This is a genomic window from Myxococcus guangdongensis, from assembly GCF_024198255.1.
Lineage (GTDB): Bacteria > Myxococcota > Myxococcia > Myxococcales > Myxococcaceae > Myxococcus > Myxococcus guangdongensis.
The window spans coordinates 1-17,936 of record NZ_JAJVKW010000031.1 but is presented as its reverse complement, the minus strand read 5'-3'; the positions used below and the strand labels follow the sequence as shown (position 1 = coordinate 17,936).

Annotated in this window: 25 protein-coding genes; 23 read left to right on the top strand and 2 right to left on the bottom strand. The window is 68.0% G+C overall.

Features of this window, described 5'->3' with window-relative positions; genetic code table 11:
* A partial coding sequence (locus LXT21_RS44330; protein WP_254044325.1) for a hypothetical protein occupies positions 1–193 on the bottom strand: 193 nt, incomplete at its 3' end.
* Positions 194–198: 5 nt separating this feature from the next.
* Between LXT21_RS44330 and LXT21_RS44325 the strand changes: the two genes are divergently transcribed.
* The 9 genes from LXT21_RS44325 to LXT21_RS44285 all read left to right on the top strand — a co-directional run bounded on the left by LXT21_RS44325 (position 199) and on the right by LXT21_RS44285 (position 8,082).
* The gene (locus LXT21_RS44325) at positions 199–552 is read left to right on the top strand and encodes a hypothetical protein (protein WP_254044324.1); all 354 of its coding nucleotides are present in this window, start codon (positions 199–201) and stop codon (positions 550–552) included.
* 520 nt (positions 553–1,072) lie between these two features.
* Positions 1,073–1,597, top strand: a complete 525-nt coding sequence (locus tag LXT21_RS44320; protein WP_254044323.1) for a hypothetical protein — start codon at positions 1,073–1,075, stop codon at positions 1,595–1,597.
* Positions 1,594–2,550, top strand: coding sequence for an MvdC/MvdD family ATP grasp protein (locus tag LXT21_RS44315; RefSeq protein ID WP_254044322.1), 957 nt, complete (start codon positions 1,594–1,596; stop codon positions 2,548–2,550). The genes LXT21_RS44320 and LXT21_RS44315 overlap by 4 nt, the downstream gene beginning before the upstream one ends.
* A 137-nt stretch (positions 2,551–2,687) precedes the next feature.
* Complete coding sequence (locus tag LXT21_RS44310; protein WP_254044321.1) at positions 2,688–3,362, top strand: type 2 periplasmic-binding domain-containing protein; 675 nt, start codon at positions 2,688–2,690, stop codon at positions 3,360–3,362.
* 73 nt (positions 3,363–3,435) lie between these two features.
* A complete protein-coding gene (locus LXT21_RS44305) occupies positions 3,436–4,005 on the top strand; it encodes a terminase small subunit (RefSeq protein ID WP_254044320.1) in 570 nt (189 codons plus the stop codon).
* Entirely contained in the window at positions 3,998–5,272 is a 1,275-nt protein-coding gene (locus tag LXT21_RS44300) for a terminase large subunit domain-containing protein (protein ID WP_254044319.1), read from the top strand. The genes LXT21_RS44305 and LXT21_RS44300 overlap by 8 nt, the downstream gene beginning before the upstream one ends.
* A complete protein-coding gene (locus LXT21_RS44295) occupies positions 5,269–5,772 on the top strand; it encodes a Mov34/MPN/PAD-1 family protein (protein ID WP_254044318.1) in 504 nt (167 codons plus the stop codon). Before LXT21_RS44300 ends, LXT21_RS44295 begins: the two co-directional genes overlap by 4 nt.
* Positions 5,769–6,305, top strand: coding sequence for a hypothetical protein (locus LXT21_RS44290; protein ID WP_254044317.1), 537 nt, complete (start codon positions 5,769–5,771; stop codon positions 6,303–6,305). The genes LXT21_RS44295 and LXT21_RS44290 overlap by 4 nt, the downstream gene beginning before the upstream one ends.
* Positions 6,306–6,525: 220 nt before the next feature.
* On the top strand, positions 6,526–8,082 hold the full coding sequence (locus LXT21_RS44285) for a DUF4055 domain-containing protein (RefSeq protein WP_254044316.1): 1,557 nt from the start codon (positions 6,526–6,528) through the stop codon (positions 8,080–8,082).
* A 352-nt stretch (positions 8,083–8,434) separates the two neighbouring features.
* On the opposite strand, the gene LXT21_RS44280 is transcribed toward LXT21_RS44285, so the two are convergent.
* On the bottom strand, positions 8,435–8,986 hold the full coding sequence (locus tag LXT21_RS44280; RefSeq protein ID WP_254044315.1) for a hypothetical protein: 552 nt from the start codon (positions 8,984–8,986) through the stop codon (positions 8,435–8,437).
* Between the two features lie 434 nt (positions 8,987–9,420).
* On the opposite strand from LXT21_RS44280, the gene LXT21_RS44275 reads away from it, so the two are divergent.
* The 14 genes from LXT21_RS44275 to LXT21_RS44210 all read left to right on the top strand — a co-directional run.
* A complete protein-coding gene (locus LXT21_RS44275; protein WP_254044314.1) occupies positions 9,421–9,918 on the top strand; it encodes a hypothetical protein in 498 nt (165 codons plus the stop codon).
* 230 nt (positions 9,919–10,148) lie between these two features.
* The gene (locus tag LXT21_RS44270; RefSeq protein WP_254044313.1) at positions 10,149–10,418 is read left to right on the top strand and encodes a M48 family metalloprotease; all 270 of its coding nucleotides are present in this window, start codon (positions 10,149–10,151) and stop codon (positions 10,416–10,418) included.
* A gap of 8 nt (positions 10,419–10,426) precedes the next feature.
* On the top strand, positions 10,427–10,633 hold the full coding sequence (locus tag LXT21_RS44265; RefSeq protein WP_254044312.1) for a hypothetical protein: 207 nt from the start codon (positions 10,427–10,429) through the stop codon (positions 10,631–10,633).
* On the top strand, positions 10,630–10,941 hold the full coding sequence (locus LXT21_RS45095; protein ID WP_254044311.1) for a DUF4031 domain-containing protein: 312 nt from the start codon (positions 10,630–10,632) through the stop codon (positions 10,939–10,941). The genes LXT21_RS44265 and LXT21_RS45095 overlap by 4 nt, the downstream gene beginning before the upstream one ends.
* 107 nt (positions 10,942–11,048) lie before the next feature.
* The gene (locus LXT21_RS44255; RefSeq protein ID WP_254044310.1) at positions 11,049–11,354 is read left to right on the top strand and encodes a hypothetical protein; all 306 of its coding nucleotides are present in this window, start codon (positions 11,049–11,051) and stop codon (positions 11,352–11,354) included.
* Positions 11,355–11,368: 14 nt separating this feature from the next.
* On the top strand, positions 11,369–12,568 hold the full coding sequence (locus LXT21_RS44250; RefSeq protein WP_254044309.1) for a minor capsid protein: 1,200 nt from the start codon (positions 11,369–11,371) through the stop codon (positions 12,566–12,568).
* Between the two features lie 32 nt (positions 12,569–12,600).
* Complete coding sequence (locus tag LXT21_RS44245) at positions 12,601–13,359, top strand: hypothetical protein (protein ID WP_254044308.1); 759 nt, start codon at positions 12,601–12,603, stop codon at positions 13,357–13,359.
* A 168-nt stretch (positions 13,360–13,527) separates the two neighbouring features.
* The gene (locus LXT21_RS44240; RefSeq protein ID WP_254044307.1) at positions 13,528–14,448 is read left to right on the top strand and encodes a major capsid protein; all 921 of its coding nucleotides are present in this window, start codon (positions 13,528–13,530) and stop codon (positions 14,446–14,448) included.
* 109 nt (positions 14,449–14,557) lie between these two features.
* Positions 14,558–15,040 (top strand): hypothetical protein, encoded by a 483-nt coding sequence (locus LXT21_RS44235; RefSeq protein ID WP_254044306.1) that lies wholly within the window; start codon positions 14,558–14,560, stop codon positions 15,038–15,040.
* Positions 15,041–15,043: 3 nt separating this feature from the next.
* A complete protein-coding gene (locus tag LXT21_RS44230; protein ID WP_254044305.1) occupies positions 15,044–15,535 on the top strand; it encodes a DnaT-like ssDNA-binding protein in 492 nt (163 codons plus the stop codon).
* Positions 15,532–15,921 (top strand): hypothetical protein, encoded by a 390-nt coding sequence (locus LXT21_RS44225; RefSeq protein WP_254044304.1) that lies wholly within the window; start codon positions 15,532–15,534, stop codon positions 15,919–15,921. The genes LXT21_RS44230 and LXT21_RS44225 overlap by 4 nt, the downstream gene beginning before the upstream one ends.
* Complete coding sequence (locus LXT21_RS44220) at positions 15,918–16,367, top strand: HK97 gp10 family phage protein (RefSeq protein ID WP_254044303.1); 450 nt, start codon at positions 15,918–15,920, stop codon at positions 16,365–16,367. Before LXT21_RS44225 ends, LXT21_RS44220 begins: the two co-directional genes overlap by 4 nt.
* Positions 16,364–16,789 (top strand): phage tail terminator-like protein, encoded by a 426-nt coding sequence (locus LXT21_RS44215; RefSeq protein ID WP_254044302.1) that lies wholly within the window; start codon positions 16,364–16,366, stop codon positions 16,787–16,789. Before LXT21_RS44220 ends, LXT21_RS44215 begins: the two co-directional genes overlap by 4 nt.
* Positions 16,790–16,816: 27 nt before the next feature.
* Positions 16,817–17,936: phage tail tube protein (locus LXT21_RS44210; protein WP_254044301.1), on the top strand; the 1,120-nt coding region annotated here is incomplete at its 3' end.

The window sequence follows — 17,936 nt, the reverse complement described above, 5'->3', positions numbered from 1 at the left end:
GGAGCGCAGGGACCAGCAGTCGGGGCACGGCTTGCCCGAGCGTGAGGCTGTGGCTGCCGCTGAGGCGCGCGCGGACTTCGAGGCGGGGCGTCTGCGCCTGGCGGTCCAGCTCGATGCCTTCCGCGCGGGAGTCCGGGAGCTGGGCCAGCGCCTGGGCGTGCTGCGCCAGGTGTCGACTGCCCAGGAGGGCCATGGGGCATGACGCCGTGTCCTTCCGAGCCCTGCACGGTGGACGGCTGCACGCGCGACGCTGCGCCGCGCCGGAAGCTGTGCCACGCCCACGCGAAGCGCGCGACGCGGGGCCAGCCCCTGTCCACCCCGCTGGCGGAGACGTACTCCAGCCCCTGGGACAGGCTCACCTCTGCCGCGCTGGCCTACGCGGACGCGGGTGACGACGAGGAGGCGTTTGCCAGGGCGAAGGACCGGCTCCGGAAGGCCTCCATCTCCTACTCCCGGGAACTGCGGCTTCGCCCCGAGCCGGCCCCGCTCCCTCGGACGCAGAAGGTGCGTGCGGCGGGGCAGCTAGAGCTGTGGCCTGGAGGTGAAAGCTAGGGCTTGCGAGGTGGGCTCCTCACTGGAAGCATGCCCCCGTCCACTTCTGACGGGGGGAGCATGACCAGGTTGTTGGTGTTGCTGGTGGCCGCGCTGACGCTGCAGGGATGCGACCTTGAGCGCGAATCCTGTGCGAACGAAGAGCCCGGCACGATGACGTGTGGTGAGTATGCCGTGCTCCGGTGCAAGGCCGACAAGGAGGGGCGACGGGAGTGGCACGTCGTGGACGAGTGCCTGGGGCAGAGCAAATGCGACCCGCGCTCGATGACATGCGAGTACCCATCCGACGAGGGGGGCGGGGGGAGCGCGTGCTGCAAGCGCTGCGGCTCAACCAGTAAGCCCTGCGGCGACTCCTGCATCCCGACGGGGAACACGTGCCATCAGGGACCTGGGTGCGCGTGCTAATACTGGCTCCTTCGTGTGGCAGCAAAAGGCAACATCACGCTATCCCTAAGCGCGAAAATCCCACCTGAGTGATTCCTGTGTATCTGGATTCTGTGGCGCAAACGGAGTTGAGCAAATGACGACGCCTGCGAGTTTTGTGCTGCTGTTCGAGGAACCTGTGGGGAGCACTTTGGACATGGCTTCGGGAGGGGCAGAGAGCGTGGCGTTGGGCGCCACGGATAGCGCCGCACTTGTGGCCGGGACAATGACGAAAACGGGAACGAGGGAGGAGCCCGACAACGATCGTTGTTCTGGGGGAGGCATCTTCACGGGAACGATGACGAAGACTGGCCGAACTGAACGAGAGGAACGCGACAGTGATGCTGGCAATGATGTGAGCGCCTTCCCGGTCAGGCCGGCCGAATCCATGGTTTCGATGGGCACTCAGACGTTCACAAAGACGGCTCGCGAAGAGCCTGACCAAGATCCGTGGCGTGGTGGTGGTTTGGTTTTCCCCGGCACCGGCGGCGACGAGATTGCTTCATTGGGAACGCAAACTCGAACTGATGCGCGAGAAGAGGCGGATCAGGATATTGAAGGCCCTTGGGGGGAGTCTCTGATCGGGCGAAGTGGCAGGGATGGGCCCGAGGTGGGGCCGTGATTTTGATTGTTACGAATAGCATGGATGTCACTGCGAATTTCATGTGCGCTAGGCTGGCCCGGGAAGGGGTGCAATATGTTCGCCTGGATACGGACAGCGTAGCACGATCCGCGAAGGTTCGCTTCCAGGGAGGGCATATTCAGCTATCCCTTGGCGAAGCTAGACTTCATCCGGAAGAGGTTTCGTGTGTTTGGATGCGCAGGCCGAAGCGAATAGCAATTCCGTTGGACGTGGGCGACGAGGCGGGGCGAAGACATAGCGCGAATGAATGGGCAGAAGCGCTTGAGGGGTTCTTTGCAAGGATCGAGGAGGGACGCTGGATTAATCATCCGACGCGAACGACGCAGGCGTCTCGAAAACTGACTCAACTGGATTTGGCGAAACGTATTGGGCTCGTGATTCCGTCAACTCTCTTGACTCAGGACGAGACGGAGGCTCGCCAGTTCTTGGCCGAGTTCGGACGGGTGGTGGTCAAGCCGCTTTCTGGTGGATACCTGGAGCGAGCGAGTCCCGAGGAGGACACTCAGGTCTATACGTCTCGCATCGAGAAAGAACATGGTCAGCATCTTGGTCTGGTGTCTAGATGTCCGACTTTGTTTCAGGCAGAGGTTGAGAAGGAGTTTGACTCCAGGGTCTGCGTGGTGGACGGAAGGCTTGTTGCTGTCGGAATGAGGCGGCGAGGCCAGGACGGCAAGCAGTTGCTAGATATCCGGCGTAACAACATGGAAGGCGTGGAGTATTTCCCTCTTGAGGTTCCTGCGGATGTGGCCGCGAAGCTCAGGACGTTGGTTGGCTCTTTGGGGCTTCGCTTTGCGGCCGTTGATTTTGCTGTTGATGTGCATGGAGAATGGGTGTTTTTTGAGGTTAATGCGTCTGGTCAATGGGCGTGGCTAGATCTAGCCGGTGTTGCCGATGTGGCGGGTGAGTTGATGATGGCGATGCGCAGGAATTGAGCTTGCTTGAGATGAAATGGCGGGGATGAGTGAGGCTCGTCGATCTTCTGGTATTTGGGACGCTGCGACTCTGTGGAATCGCGTGCTCGAGGGCTGAGGTCAAGGGACGCAGTTATGATCCATGGCCTAGGCGTGTCGTGACGCTTCCTTCTGCAACGGAGTCCGGTCTTGAAATTGCTTTGCTGACGGCTACTCGGATCGAAGCAGCCGAGGACGCGAGTCGCAAGTTGGTGGATGAGAAGGCTCGGTGGCTATTGGGAGTGGTGTTGGTACTGCTGCCAATCGTCGTTGGTCTTGCGACGACATTTCCTCCGCTGGTGTCGCTAATTTCTTTGGTGGTGGCGCTGCCTCTTGCTTGGGCTGGCCTTCTGCTGCTTTGGTATTTTGGGGTTGATGTGAAGATGATGGTCGCTTTGAGTGACGACCTGCTCATGGCTGGCCGGAAGCAAACTGCGCTGCGGGAGTTGATTGATTCGATAGATCGATGCGTGCGTCACAACGCTGCTGCTACGGATTTTTTTGTAGATGTGTTTAGGGCGGCCCGGCGGATGGTCGGTACTGCCGTGGCTCTAATGGTGTTTGTGGCTATCGGTGCCGCAGTGTATCGCACCATTCCTGATCCGAATGATGTGGTGACGAGGCTTCGAGGTGACCCGTCACTAGTTCGTTTGCTTAGAGGCTCGACAGGTGAGCCGGGTCCTAAGGGAGAGCAAGGCCCTACTGGTGCACGCGGACCACAGGGCGTTCCGGGCCCGCCGGGCAAGTGCGGCTGCCCCGATGGAGAGGGGACTCATGGGGGGGCTGTGTACTAGTGAAGGGGGGCTCGGGTAGTTGCCTGCGAATTAATCGCGGATGCCGTCCCTGCACACCCCGACACTCCGTGGCGTGGCAGCGAAGAGGCCCCGCAAGAGCACCAAACCCCAGGATGCCCGGAGCGCCCCGGATGAGTCGTCGCGCTCGCTGACGCCCAAGCAGCGGCGGTTCGCGGAGCTGTACGCAGGGAACGGCACGGAGGCGGCGCGCCTCGCCGGGTACGCGGGCCGCGACAACGTGCTGGCCCAGACGGCGCGGGGGCTCCTCAGAAATCCTCACATCCGCGCACTCATCGCAGAGCGCGAGGGGAAAGAGGTGGGGCCGCACATCGCCACCCGGGAGCAGCGCCAGGCCTTCTGGACCCGGACGATGGAGGACACCGAGGAGGACATGCCGCAGCGCCTCAAGGCGTCGGAGCTGCTGGCGAAGAGCCAGGGGGACTTCCTCGAGCGGGTGGAGTTGGCCGGCAAGGACGGCGGGCCCGTGAAGGCGGACGTCACGGCCAAGGTGGAGGTGAAGCATGTTGAGCCCGACCCCGAACGACTCTCCGCAATCGCCGGGCTTCTCGCCCGACTGGGTGCGCTCCCTTCCCCCCAAGGAACGGCAGGAGCTGGCCCGGCTGCTGGAGCCGCGGATGAGTAGCTACGTGCCGCACCGACCCCACGCGACGCAGGCGGCGTTTCTCCTGCTAGGGGCGGTGCGCGAGGTGCTCTTCGGTGGCGCGGCGGGCGGTGGGAAGTCCGATGCGCTCCTCATGGCCGCGCTCCAGTACGTGGACGTGCCCGGGTACGCGGCCGTCCTCTTCCGGCGCACGTACCAGGACCTGAACCAGCCGGACGCGCTCATCCCGCGGAGCAAGACGTGGCTGAAGGCGACGGATGCCCACTGGGACAAGGAGCTGCACCAGTGGACGTTCCCCTCGGGAGCGCTGGTGAAGTTCGCGTACCTCCAGCACGAGGACGACGTCTACAACTACCAGGGCGCGGCCTATCAGTTCATCGGCTTCGATGAGCTGACGCAGTTCACCCAGCCCATGTACGACTACCTACACGGGCGCCTGCGCAAGCCCGAGGGGATGGATGTGCCGCTGCGCATGCGCGGCTCCGCCAACCCGGGTGGCCTGGGCCATGCGTGGGTGAAGGCCAAGTTCATCGACGTGACGCCGAACGGCGAGGTCGCTTTCGTCCCCTCGAAGCTGGAGGACAACCCGAGCCTCAACAAGGCGGAGTACGAGAAGAGCCTGGGAGCCATCGCCGACCCGGTGCTGCGCATGCAACTGCGGCACGGGGACTGGAACGTCCGTCCCGCGGGCAAGCTCTTCAAGCGCGAGTGGTTCCAGGTGGTGGACGAGGCGCCGGCGGGCCTGCACTGGCTGCGCTACTGGGACCTGGCGGCCACCGAGGAGAAGGTGGGCCCTCGCGGGAAGCCGAAGAACGACCCCGACTGGACGGCGGGCGCGAAGGTGGCGGTGCGGAGGCTGCCGGGCGGAGAGCAGGAGCTGTGGGTGCGCGACGTCCGGCGGAAGCGCGGCACTCCGGCCGACGTGGAGAAGTTCATCAAGGCGACGGCGGAGGAGGACGGAGTGGCTGTCCCGGTGTGGCTGGAGGAAGAGGGCGGCAGCAGCGGGAAGAACACCACGCACAACTACGCCTCGCGCGTCCTCTTCGGCTTCACGGTGCGCGGACACCGGAAGACGGGCAGCAAGGTGCAGATGTGGGGACCCGTCAGCGCCCAGGCCCAGGCGGGCAACGTGAAGCTGGTGCGCGGCGCGTGGAATGGCTGGTGGGTAGAGGAGGCGGTCGCGGCGCCCAACCCCGGCGTCCACGACGACGGCTTGGACGCGGTGGCCGGCGGCATGTCCGTGGGCGCGGTTGCCGAGCCCACCTTCCGGTTGAGGAGCTACCGATGAGCGCCACGTGCGCCACCGCGCCGGCACCTGGTGCCGTCCTGTACGTGTCCGGCCCGTACCGCGTCTGGGTGCTCCGCGCCGTGCTGACGAAGGCCCAGCGCCTGGCCCGCGTGCGCGCCCCACTGGAGACGGGCGGGCTGCTGCTGGGGCAGGTGGTGGACGGCGAGGCCCACGTGCTGGCGCTGACGGGCCCCGGACGGCGCGCGCTCCGCAGCCGCCTGGGCTACGAGGCGGACCGGGCACGAGACACCCTTCTGGTGGCGCGCGTCCACCCGCAGCTGCACTACCTGGGCGACTGGCACACCCACCCGGGTGGCCGCGCGGTGCTGTCCGCGACGGACGTGGCCTCCATTCGGGGAGCGCTGACGACGGCGCGGCCCGAAGTGCTGCACCTGCTGCTGGCGGGCCCGGCCGACATGACGTCCTCCGTGGCCTCCGTCTTCACCGTGGTGGGCGGCGAGTCCGCTGTCCGCCGCATGTCTCCCGAGGTGGCAACGTGACGTGCATTGCTGGGGTAGTGGCGCGGGGGCGCGTGTACCTGGGCGGGGACAGCGCGGGCGTCGCCGGGTACGAGCTCACCGTCCGCGCCGACGCGAAGGTGTTCTCCACCGGCCCCTTCATCGTCGGCTTCACCTCGTCCTTCCGCATGGGGCAGGTGCTGCGGCACGCCTTCAGCCCGCCGCCGCTGCCGAAGCGGCCCGGGGCGCTGGGCCGGTACATGGTTGTGGACTTCGTGGACGCGGTGCGCGCGGCCCTGAAGGACAAGGGCTGGGCGGCGAAGCAGAGCGAGCAGGAGTTGGGCGGCACCTTCCTCGTCGGCGTGGCGGGGCACCTCTTCCGCGTCGAGTCCGACTACCAGGTGGCGGAGTCCCGCGACGGCTTCGACGCTGTCGGGTGCGGCAGCGAGGCCGCGCGCGGTGCCCTCTTCGCGGCCCGGCACCTCAAGCCCGAGGCGCGGGTGCGCATGGCGTTGCGCGCGGCGGAGCGCTTCAGCGCGGGCGTCCGCGGGCCCTTCCGGGTGGTGTCCGGGTGAGGGCCACGCCCCCGGTTGCCGCCCGCCGCCGGCCCGGCACCTCCTGGCGCCTGCGCGGGCGAGGCCTGCCGCGCGCGGCCCGGCGCGACTCCGCCTGGCTGGTGCTGCGCTTCTTCCCCCACCTCGCGGACCCGACGTCCATGCGCCTCGCCCGCCTGGCGCTCCGCAACTGGCAGTACGTCCACCTTCGCCGTCCCGGCCACGCAGAGAGGGCCCGTCCATGACGTCCGACGTGAGTAACGAGAGCAGCGCGCACAAGGCGATGCAGCCGCACTGGGCGCTGGTGAGGGCCCTGCTGGGCGGTACGACGGCCATGCGCGCTGCGGGGACGCTGTACCTGCCGCAGCACGCGCGCGAGTCCGAGGAGGCGTACCGGGAGCGCCTCCAGCGCAGCTTCCTCTTCAACTACGTCGAGTCCGCGCTCGGCACCCTGGCGGAGATGCCCTTCACCAAGCCGGTGACGCTGTCCGACTCCGCGCCCGAGGAGCTTCACGCCCTCGTGGACGACGTGGACAAACAGGGCAACGACGTGACGACGTGGGCGCGCAACGCCTTCGCGGACGGGCTGGCCAACGGGCTGGTGCACGTCCTCGTCGAGTACCCCACGGTGGACAGGACGCAGGTGCAGACGCGCGCGGACGAGGAGGAGGCGGGCGTGCGGCCGTACTTCATCCACGTGCCCGCGGACTCCCTCCTTGCGGCCTACGTCACGGTGGAGGGTGGCGCCCAGGTGCTGACGCACGTGCGCATCCGCGACATGGTGACGCGGGTGTCTGGCTTCGAGGAAGTCTCTGTGGAGCGCGTCCGCGTGCTCGAGCGGGATGCGTGGGCGGTGTACGAGAAGGACGGGAATGGCGCCTGGGCGCAGGTGGACGGCGGGGAGAACACGCTGGGCTTCATCCCCCTCGTCACCTGGTACGCGGGCAAGCCCAAGGGACTCATGCTCATCCGCCCGCCGCTGCTCTCCTTGGCCGAGAAGAACCTGGAGCACTGGCAGTCCTCCAGTGACCAGCGAAACATCCTCACCATCACCCGCTTCCCGATTCTGGCGGCCTCGGGTGTGACGGACGAGTCGCCGCGGGGCGGGGGCGCCGAACTCGAAGGGCTGGACGCGGAGGACAGGGAGTTCCTCGGGAAGTCCGGTGGGCGCGGCGGCATCGCCATCGGCCCCCACTCGCTGCTCACCACCAGCAACCCCCAGGGGAAATTCTATTACGTGGAGCACGCCGGGGCGGCCATCGAGGCGGGCGCGAAGGACCTCGAGCGCCTGGAGGACCAGATGGCGGCCCTCAGCGTGGAGCTGCTCGTCCGCCGGAAGAGCAACACCACCGCGACGGAGAAGTCCATCAACACCGGGCAGAGCCACTCGAAGCTGGGCGCCATGGCGCGCACCTTCGGCGACGCGCTGGAGCTGGCCTTCCACTTCGCGGCCCGGTGGATGGGCGTCGAGGTTCCGGACGACAAGCTGAAGGTGTCCGTGCACACGGACTTCGGCGTGGAGGAGGGTGACGCGCAGGGCCTGGAGGTGCTCTTCAAGACGCGCGCGGCGGGCGACATCTCTCGCCGTGCCTTCCTGAAGGAGCTGCAGCGCCGGGGCACCCTCTCCGCGGACTTCGACGAGGAGCTGGACGCGGACTACCTCTCGGAGGAGGGCCCCAGGCTGGGCGCGCTTCGCTCGGAGCCGAAGGACGAGCCCCAGCTTCCCAGCCAAATGGAGCCCCCTCTGTCGCCCGTCGCTGGCGGCGTTCCCCCTGTCGCTGCTGGAGGTGCAGCATGAGGGCGCTGGAGTGGCGCTTCGTTCACTGCGAGCTGTGTGGTGTACGGGCTCGCTTCGGTTCCAGCCTGGGCGCCGGAGTGCTCGCCCATGTGCCGACGGCACCTCAAACGCCCCGCACGAAGCACTCCCTGCAGGGCTAACTCGGGTCCTCGTTGACGCGCCTGTGCGTCCTGGTCAATGTCGAGGCTCAAGCTGGCATCTCCAGTCTCACTTGTGGCTACCGCCAACTAGAGGTGGGCGCACGGCTTTGCGGCAATCTGGGGCCATTCGGATTCGCCAATGCCAATAGTCGCAAGCGGACGGAGGTGTCGGCGCCGATGAGGGATGGGGAATTGTCGGCCGTGGCTCGTTATTACGAACACAGGGAGTCTGGGACGTTGATTTTCTTTCCCGTGATCATGCCAACGACTACTGCCGCCCCTTTTACTGCGCAGCCGAGCTTGCCTGCGAGAGTCTCCCAAAAGCGCGACTTGTCCGCCTTCCCTTCTTTGAGTTTGGCGATGTCGGCGGTTGCCGCAGAAATTGCTGCCAATAGCTCCTTGTTGGTATTGGCCAGGGCTTCGCTGATTTTCTGATCTTCTTGTTGTTGTGTGGCGAGATCGTTCGCGATTGATGCAATTTGCTTTGCAAGATTCAGGGTGTCCGCTGTTTGTTTTTCATGAATGGACTCGATCTTTGCCGCTTGCTCCGCAGCTCCTTTCTGAAGCGTCTCGATCTGGTCTTCATGGGTTTTGATTTGTGTTTCGTGCCTCCGAACGATTGCGATGAGCCTGTTGAGTGTTTCTTCTTGAGACAGGGGTATGGTGACTGCCTCGGTGGGCGTAGGTGGGTTGGCTTGCTTGTCCTGGGCCCACGCGGCCGATGACAAGGTCGCGATGCAGAAGAAGACAAAGGAACGGTTCATGGGATTGGTGAGGTGTGTTGGAGTTTGACGGCCGTGGTGCTTGGGTGGTTTGAGTGCCTTGGGAGTATATGTTTCCGTGGTGAGAGTGCTAATGCCCTGGGGGGAGGGGTCCAGATGACCTTTGCCGCTATCAATGAGGTGATGCCAGAGGGGCTGTCCGACTGCTCTCGTTCATCTTGCCTATAGAGTAGTGGTGCATGTGGGGGGCGATGCCCCCCTTGGTTGTGGAGAGTCGGCCCTGCTCCGGTGGGCAAGCAGAGGATCTTGCCTGAGTTTCGGTGGGCCGGCTGTCATTGTCGCGGAGACTTACTGTCGTATGCAGAATGCCGTCCAGATCGTGGCGAACCGTGTCCTCACCATCGATCCGCAGGACGCGTGCCGATCCGCACCCCAAATGCGCACTGCGCTTCTTGTCGGTCGCGTCGGGACTCCACGTGCTGAGTCATGCCCCGGCCAATGTTGAGGCGTGGTTCCTTGCGCGGGCCTTCGCTGCCCTGGCCCGGGACGGCGTGGAGGGCGTCCTGGCCTTCGCGGACCCGGAGGCGCGCGCCAGCTCGGGCGGCGCGGTGGTGTTCCCGGGGCACGTGGGGACCATCTACCAAGCGCACAACGCGGTGTACCGGGGCCGGGGCACGCCGCGGACGCTGCACCTCCTGCCCGACGGGACGGTGTTCTCCGCCCGCGCAGCGCAGAAGGTGAGGGCGCGAGAGCAGGGATGGCGGTACGCGGTGGCGCAGCTCGTGGACGCAGGTGCCGAAGCACCCGCGCCCGGCGAGGACCTGCGCGGGTGGCTCAGGGCGTGGCTCCCGCTGGTGACGCGCAAGCAGCGCCACCACGGGAATCACCGCTACCTCTGGGGGCTGCGCACGGGCATCCGGCGCCGGCTGCCTCCGTCACTGCCGTTCCCGAAGTGGGAGGCGCGGCTCGCATGAGGTCCGGACTCCGTCCGCACGTGGCCTGACGCTCGGGGCCAATGCGCTCCCGTGCCGCTCGAAGACGTGCCCCCTCGCGCCTGATACGGCTGTCCGCCGTCACCATCGGCGGGGTGCCCCGGGCGCTTCCCCGCGTCCGCTTCGTTCGTCACCGCAGCCCCCACGCCCTGGCGCGCGTCTACTTCCGCCCCATGGGGCTCCGCCCTCGTGACGTTGTCGAGTGGCCGGACATGCGGCAGGGCATCCTCGACATGGGCGCCTGGGCGTTCGCGGGGCGCAGGCCGGGGGTGTCCGTCATCCACTACTGGGCTGCGCCGGATGTCGACCCGCTCCACCTCGCCTACATCCTCGGCCACGAGGTGGGGCACGTCTCGGGCAAGCAGCTGCGCGCGCGGCGCAACGCGTGGCGGGAGGAACTGCGCGCGGACGAGTACGGTGCGGCGGCGTACCTGGCGCTGAAGCACGTCCTCGCCTGGGCGGGGAAGGCGGGTGCCGCGTGATGCCCGACGTGAGCGCCCTCGTGGACGTCGAGGTCCGCGAGTCCCCGTGCCTCCCTCCTGGGCACCTCGTGGGCGTGGGTCAGGTCCTCTTCACCCGGCACATGAGCGAGTTCCTCCTGTACCTGTCTGGCGCTGCGTGGCACGTCAAGCGGGACAGGTGCCCCTCCTGGACGGACGCCACCGAGTGCCAGTGCATGCGCGGCGGTGACGCGTGAGCGTCTACGTCGACCAGCTCGTGCCGCACCCGCCCCCGGCGGACCTGGCCACCCGCCGGGCCGGCGAGCGCCACGGGCACCGCTGGTGCCACCTCCTCTGTGCCCCGGGCGGCGAGGCGGAGTTGCACGCTTTCGCGGCCCGCATCGGCCTGAACCGTGAGTGGTTCCAAGCCCCGCCAGCGGCGAGCAAGCCCCACTACGACCTGACGCCCCCGCGCCGCGCGGCCGCGCTTGAGGCTGGCGCTGTGGAACTGGACCGCGCCGGGCTGCGCGCCTTCTTCGCGCGGTGGAAGGCGGCCCGGCCATGAGCGCCCGGAAGCTCCAGCGCAGCAGGCGCGGACCCGCCCATGCGACACCTCGTCGGCGGGTAGCTGGCCCGCGAGGTCGGCGTCTCCGCGTCGAGCCGGTGCGCTCGGTGTCGAGCCCGGACTATGCGGCGCTCGGCGCAGCGGTGGGCCACCTGGTGGCGGAGAAGCAGCGCGCCTACGGCGACGCCTTCGGCAAGGCCGGCCAGGTGCTGGCACTCCTGTACCCGGACGGCATCCCGCGGACGAAGCTCGACGACGCCCTGTCCGTGGTTCGCGTGGTGGACAAGCTATTCCGCGTGGCGACGGACCGGGACGCGTTGGGTGAGTCCCCGTGGCGGGACATCGCCGGGTACGCCCTCCTCGCTTCGGAGCGGGTGGAGCGTCAGCGCCGCCGGCGCGGGGGCCCGCGGTGAGCACCGGACCCACAATGAACGAGGAGCTGCTGGAGCGCTCCATCGCCCACGCGGTGCAGGTGGAGCGGTACAAGGCGGGCCTTGTCCGGCGCGTGGTGGAGGTGCTCAACGAGTCCGAGGAGGACCTGGAAGCCGAGCTGACGAAGCGCCTGGCGCGCATCGAAGCGGCGGGCGGGTACGACGCGGGGACCGCGGTGACGCGGCGCCTGGAGGAGACGCTGGCCCGTGTGGGCGCCGTGCGCGCTGAAGCCTACGGCACCGCCATGGGCCTGCTGACGGAGGAGCTGGGACTCTTCGCCACGCACGAGGCGCGGTGGCAGGTGGCCGTCCTCCAGGAGACGCTCATCGCCGAGCTCTCCGTGGCGACGCCCACCGCGGAGGTGCTGCACGCGGCCGCCTTCTCTCGTCCCTTCGAGGGGCACGCGCTGAAGGACTGGGCCGAGTCCCTCGCGCCTGCCGACCTGGACCGCATGGGCCGGGTGGTGCGCCAGGGCGTGGTGGAGGGGAAGACGACGCAGCAGATGGTCCGCGAAGTCATGGGCACCCGGGCCCAGGGCTACTCGGACGGCGTGCTGGAGACGAGCCGGCGCAACGCGGAGTCCGTGGTGCGCACCGCCACCAACCACGTGGCCACCCAGGCACGGGAGGAGACGTACAGGGCGAACGCCGACATCGTCCAGCACGTGCGCATGGTGGCCACCCTGGACGGGCGCACCACGCTGGTGTGCATGGCGCTGGACGGGAAGGTGTTCCCGGTGCGCGACGGACGCCGTCCTCCATTCCATCGAGGATGCCGGACCACCACGTCACCCGTCATTGACGGCGTGAAGCTGATTGGAGACAGGCCCTCTGTCACGGACACACGCACAAGGCGTCAGCGGGACATCGACTTCCGCGCCGAGGCGAAGGCCAAGGCGGGCGAGGAGCGTTGGAAGTCCATGTCCACGAAGGAGCGCGACGCGGCCATCTCCCGCCAGCGCCAGAAGTGGACGCGGGAGAACGTCGGCCAGGTGCCGAAGGGACTCTCCTACGAGGACTGGCTGCGCAAGCAGTCCCGGGCCTTCCAAGACGAGGTACTCGGGCCGACGCGCGCGCAGCTCTGGCGTGAGGGAGGCCTGCCGCTGGGCCGCTTCACCGACGCCAGCGGGAAGACGCTGACGCTGGAGCAACTGCACGCGGTGGAAGCCGCGTCTTTCAAGCGGGCGAAGCTGTAGCCGGCCCGCGCTGACGAAGGGAGAGGAAGCACATGCCGTTCGAGTGGCAGCCGGAGCTGGAGAAGGTGGACGAGGTGCCGGAGAAGCTCCGCGCGCTCTACACGAAGGCGGACGCGGCGGAGGGCGAGCCCGAGAGGTACGTCCTCGACGCCGAGCTGGCGAAGCGCCTCGACACCTCCGCCCTCACGGGGACGCTCAAGAAGGAGCGCGACGGCAACAAGGCGCTGAGGGGCCAGCTGGCGGGCTTCGAGAAGTTGGGGAAGACGCCGGAGGAGGTGGAGCAGCGCCTCGCTGAGTTGGGCACCCAGCTCGCCGACGCGCAGAAGGGCGTCAAGGGCGCGGAGGCGTGGGCGAAGGAGCGCACCTCGCTGGAGGAGAAGCACTCCAAGGTGTTGGGCGACAAGGACGCCGAGGTGAAGCGCCTGACGTCGGTGCTGCATAAGCAGCTCGCGGAGGGGGCCGTCCGTGAGTCCCTCACGAAAAATGAGGGGGCCATCGAGTTGATGCTACCCATCATGGCTCCTCACGTGGTGCTGGTGGAGGAGTCCGGGAAGTTTCTGGTCCGGGTTGTGGATGACGAGGGGCACCCTCGTGAGAACAAGTCGGGCAGCCCCATGACGGTTGACGAGTACGTCGTGGAGCTGAAGAAGGATTCACGTTTCACCCGCGCCTTCAAGGGCACGGGCTCCTCGGGCGGCGGGATGCCCTCGGGGGCGAACTCGGGAGGGATTCCCGGGGGCGGCAAGAAGTCCGCGCTCGAGCGCATCGCGCTGGGGCTCGGCAGGAAGTAGCACCCGTCGTGGGTGCGCGGGATGCGGCCCACGGCAAACCGGGAGGGATTCCCGGCAGCAGTCACTCATTCGCCAGTCCCTGAATGACAGAGGGCTTCCAGCAGCTGCGCCCTTGGCGCGCCTTCTGTCTGTCTCGCATTCCCTCGCTCCGAGGAGGAGCGCACCCCTATGTCTTCCATCACCCTTGCCGAAGCCGCCAAGCTCAGCCAGGACGACCTCGTCGGCGGCATCATCGAGAACATCGTCACCGTCGACGCCTTCTACCAGCGCCTCCGCTGGGAGTCCGTGGAAGGGCCGGCCATCGTCTACAACCGCGAGTCCTCGCTGGGTGACGTGCAGATGCTGGGCGTCGGCGGCACCATCACCGCCAAGTCGCCCACCACCTTCGTCCAGGTGACGAGCGCCCTGAAGCGCATCATCGGCGACGCCGAGGTGGACAACTTCATCGAGGCGACGCACTCGGACACCACCAACCAGAAGGCGCTCCAGGTGGCCGGCAAGGCCAAGGCGGTGGGCCGCAAGTACGCCAACCTGCTCGTCAACGGCACCGGTGCCAATGACGAGTTCGAGGGCCTGCTGGGGCTGGTGAGCGCGGGCCAGACGCTGGTGGCCGGGCCGAACGGCGCCGACCTCTCCTTCGACTTGCTGGACCAGCTCCGGCAGAAGGTCACCGCGAAGGATGGGAAGCTCGACTTCTACCTGATGCCGGGCCGCACCATCCGCTCCTACAAGACGCTGCTGCGCACGCAGGGCGGTGCCGGCATCATCGAGACGGTGCAACTGGCGGACGGCGTGGAGGAGGTCCTCGTGTACGAGGGCGTCCCCATCTTCCGGAACGACTGGATTCCCACCAACCAGACGCAGGGCACCAGCACCACCAGCACCAGCATTCTCGCCGGGTGCATCGACGACGGCACCCGCAAGGTGGGCATCGCCGGGCTGCATGCGAAGAAGCAGATGGGCATCCACGTCGCGGACATCGGCGAGGCGGAGACGAAGGACGAGTCCATCACCCGCGTGAAGTTCTACTGCGGCTTGGCCGTGTTCAACGACCTGGGGCTGGCAGTGCTCCAGGGCGTGAAGAACTGAGCGGCGCACTTCTCGGCTGGGCCTGCCCGCGGAGACTTCCTGCCCGGGCGGGCCCAGCCCTCAACCTCGCGCCCAGCACGTGCTGGGTGCGTTCCCTGTGGAGCAACAGATGGCTGGAAATCGACTGACGGTGGAAGTGGCGCTGGTGGGGCCGCGCGCGGGGGAGACGTGTAGCCTCGCGGGCTTCGACTTCAATGCCGGTGTGGCGGAGGTGCCGAGACACGCAGCGACGGCCCTCCACATTCTCGGCAAGTACCACAACGCCTTCCCGAAGGACTCGCGCGAGCACGAGGAGGCGGAGCGGCAGTGGACGAAGTCGCTGGCGACGGCCGGTGAGAAGGCTGCCGGCGCGGCCGAAGCGAAGCTTGTGTCCGCGCTGGACGACGCGCGCGCGCACATCGACTCGCAGGGCGCCGAGCTGGAGCGCCTCCGGGCCGAACTGCGCGCCGCGCGTGAGGTGCCTGGCGAGCCGGTGATGGGGGCTCCGGTGTCCTTCGACCAACTGCCGTCCGGCGTGATGCGGACGGATGGCGAAGGTGACTCGGGGCCGACGAAGGCGAAGGCCAAGGGCGCCAAGGCCAAGGCGGAGTAGCCCGTGCCTCTGGACGCGACGCCGGGCGGGCCCGCCGCCGACTCGTACTCCACCCTGGTGGAGGCGGACGCCTACCACTCCGCGCGCGGACACAACGCGGAGTGGGCGGCGGCCTCGGTAGAGGCGCGGGAGCGCGTGCTGAAGTGGGCGACGCGCGTCCTCGACACCCACTACCGCTACCTGGGCGCGCGGGCGTCTGCCGCTCAGTCGCTGGCGTGGCCGCGCCGTGGCGTCGTCTTCGACGGGGCCACGGTGTCCGCCACCGCCATTCCGGCGCAGCTGCGGTGGGCGGTGGCCGAGTTCGCCTTCCGGCTTCTCCAGGAGGACTGGACGGCGGGCCTGGGCCCGGTGGTGGACGAGGGCGTCCAGGTGGGCCCGCTGAAGACGTCGAAGGAGACGCACGTCGCCATTCCGGCGGAGGTGGCGGCGCTGGTGTCTCCGTTGGTGGTGCCCCGGCTGGCGGGCCTGGGCAGCTTCCAGGTGGTGCGCGGGTGACTGCCCTGGCGGACAGGCTGGCGCGCAAGTCCCTCGCGCTGCTGGCGAAGTACGGCCAGGCGGCGTCCCTCACCCGGCGGACGGTGGGGGAGTACGACGTGGCCACGTCCACGCGCACCTCGTCCTCCGTCAGCTACCCTTTGAAGGTGCTGGTGCAGTCGGACTCCGGGCAGGACAAGGAGGGCGATTCGCTGCAGGAGGGCACCGCGGTGCGCGCCGCGCGCCGCAAGCTGCTGGTGGGTGCCCACGGGCTGCCGGTGGTGCCAGGCCCCGGAGACGAGGTGGGCCCGCTGGAGGGGCGCACCTGGCGCGTGCTGGCGGTGGACCCGCCGGTGCAACTGGGCGGCACGCCCATTCTCTTCACCCTGCGGGTGGCCTCGGCATGAGTCTGCGCGACACGGACAGGAAGGTGCGCAAGGGCGCCAGCTTCTCGCGCCAGGTGGAAGCCTTCGCGAAGGCGACGAAGGAGCGCGCCAACGTCGTGGTGCGGAAGACGGCCCTGGGACTCTTGGCCAACATCGTGGAGTCGTCGCCGGTGGACACCGGGCAATTCCGCGGCAACTGGCAGGTGGGCATTGGCGCGCGCCCGTCTGGCACCACGGAGACGGAGGACAAGGACGGCAGCGGCGTCGTCACCGCCGCGGCTTCGCAGCTCGAGGCCGCGAAGCTGGGCGACACCGTCTACCTCACCAACAATCTGCCTCAGGGGCGGCGGCTGGAGTTCGGCCACTCCGCCCAGGCTCCGAACGGCATGGTGCGCGTCGCCCTCGCCAACCATCGGGAGATTCTGGGCGAGGCAGTGAAGGACGCGAAGGAGGGCGGTGGCACGTGAGCGCCGTCCACCTCGAAATCAAACAGGCGTTGGAGCTGCGCGTGGCCGAGGTGCTGGGCCCCGTGGTGGGCATGGCCCAGGTGGCCTTCCCCAACGAGGCCTTCACCCCCACGGCGGGCACGCCCTGGGCGCGCGTCCACCACCTGTGGGCGCGCACTGCCCCGGGCACGGTGGGCGTGGACGGCTACACGCGCCGCCCCGGCGTCTTCCAAGTGTCGCTGCACTTCCCCTTCGGCACCGGGGAGAAGGCCGCCGTCACCGCCGCTCAGGCGGTGGTGGACGGCTTCAAACCGGGCACCTCGCTGCCGCGCGGAGACACCACCGTCCGCGTGCAGTCCGCCTCCCTCGCCCCGGGACTCCGGGACGAGGAGTGGTGGGTGGTGCCCGTCAGCGTCTGGTGGCTGGTGCACTCGGTGGGTTGAGTCGCGTCGCGCGACAGGAGTACTCGCATGGCTTCTTCAGCTTCAGGACAGCGCACCGCGCTGCGCTTCACCCCGGAGGGCGACTACGGCGTCCCTGCCAGCACCACGTACCAGGCGCTGCGCTTCACCGGCACCAGCCTCAACATGCCGAAGGAGACGTACCAGTCGAACGAGATTCGGGCGGACAGGCAGACGGCGGACTTGCGCCACGGCATGCGCACCGCCGCCGGTGACGTCTCCTTCGAGCTCTCCCGGGGCACCTTCGACGAGCTCCTCTCCGGGGCCCTGTCCGGCACCTGGGAGGCGGTGACGACGGGCGCGGTGTCGCTGGAGGCCGACGCGGACGACGAGTCCTTCGTCCGCGCCACCGGCAGCTTCCTCGCGGACGGCTTCCTGCCGGGCGACGAGGTGGTCGCCACCGGCTTCGCCACCGCGGGCAACAACGGCCGCGCCAAGGTGGTGGCCGTCACCGCCCTGTCCCTCACCGTGGACAAGGCCCTCGTCGCCGACGCGGCCGCCGCCGGGCGCACCGTCGCGCTGGTGGGCCGGCGCCTCAAGAATGGCGTGGCGCTGAAGACGTACAGCTTCGAGCGCGCCTTCGAGGACATCGGCCAGTACCTGCTGTACCGGGGGCTCGCCATCAACGGGATGAAGCTGTCCGTGAAGCCCGGCGAAATCGTCACCGGCAGCGTCACGCTGTTGGGCAAGGACATGGTGCAGGCCACTGTGTCCCACGCCACCACGCTGACTCCGGCAGGCACGTCCAGCCCCTTCGATGCCTTCACCGGCTCCATTCGTGAGGGCGGCGCGGTGGTGGCCAACGTCACCGGCGTGGAGCTCGACGTCACCAACGGGCGCACCACCCAGGGCGTCATCGGCGAGCGCTCGCCGACGGAGGTCCACGAGGGCGGAATCACGGTGTCCGGCTCGCTGACGGCGTACTTCCAGGACGCCGCGCTCCTCAACCGCTTCATCAACGAGGAGGAGTCCAACCTCGAGGTGGTGCTGGTGGACGTCAACGGCGTGGACTTCCACCGGTGGTACCTGCCGCGCGTCAAGTACACCACGGGCGACTTGGACAACCCGAAGGAGGGGCCCGTCGTCCTCTCCATGTCCTTCACGGCCCTCGTGGACGACGTCTCGGGTG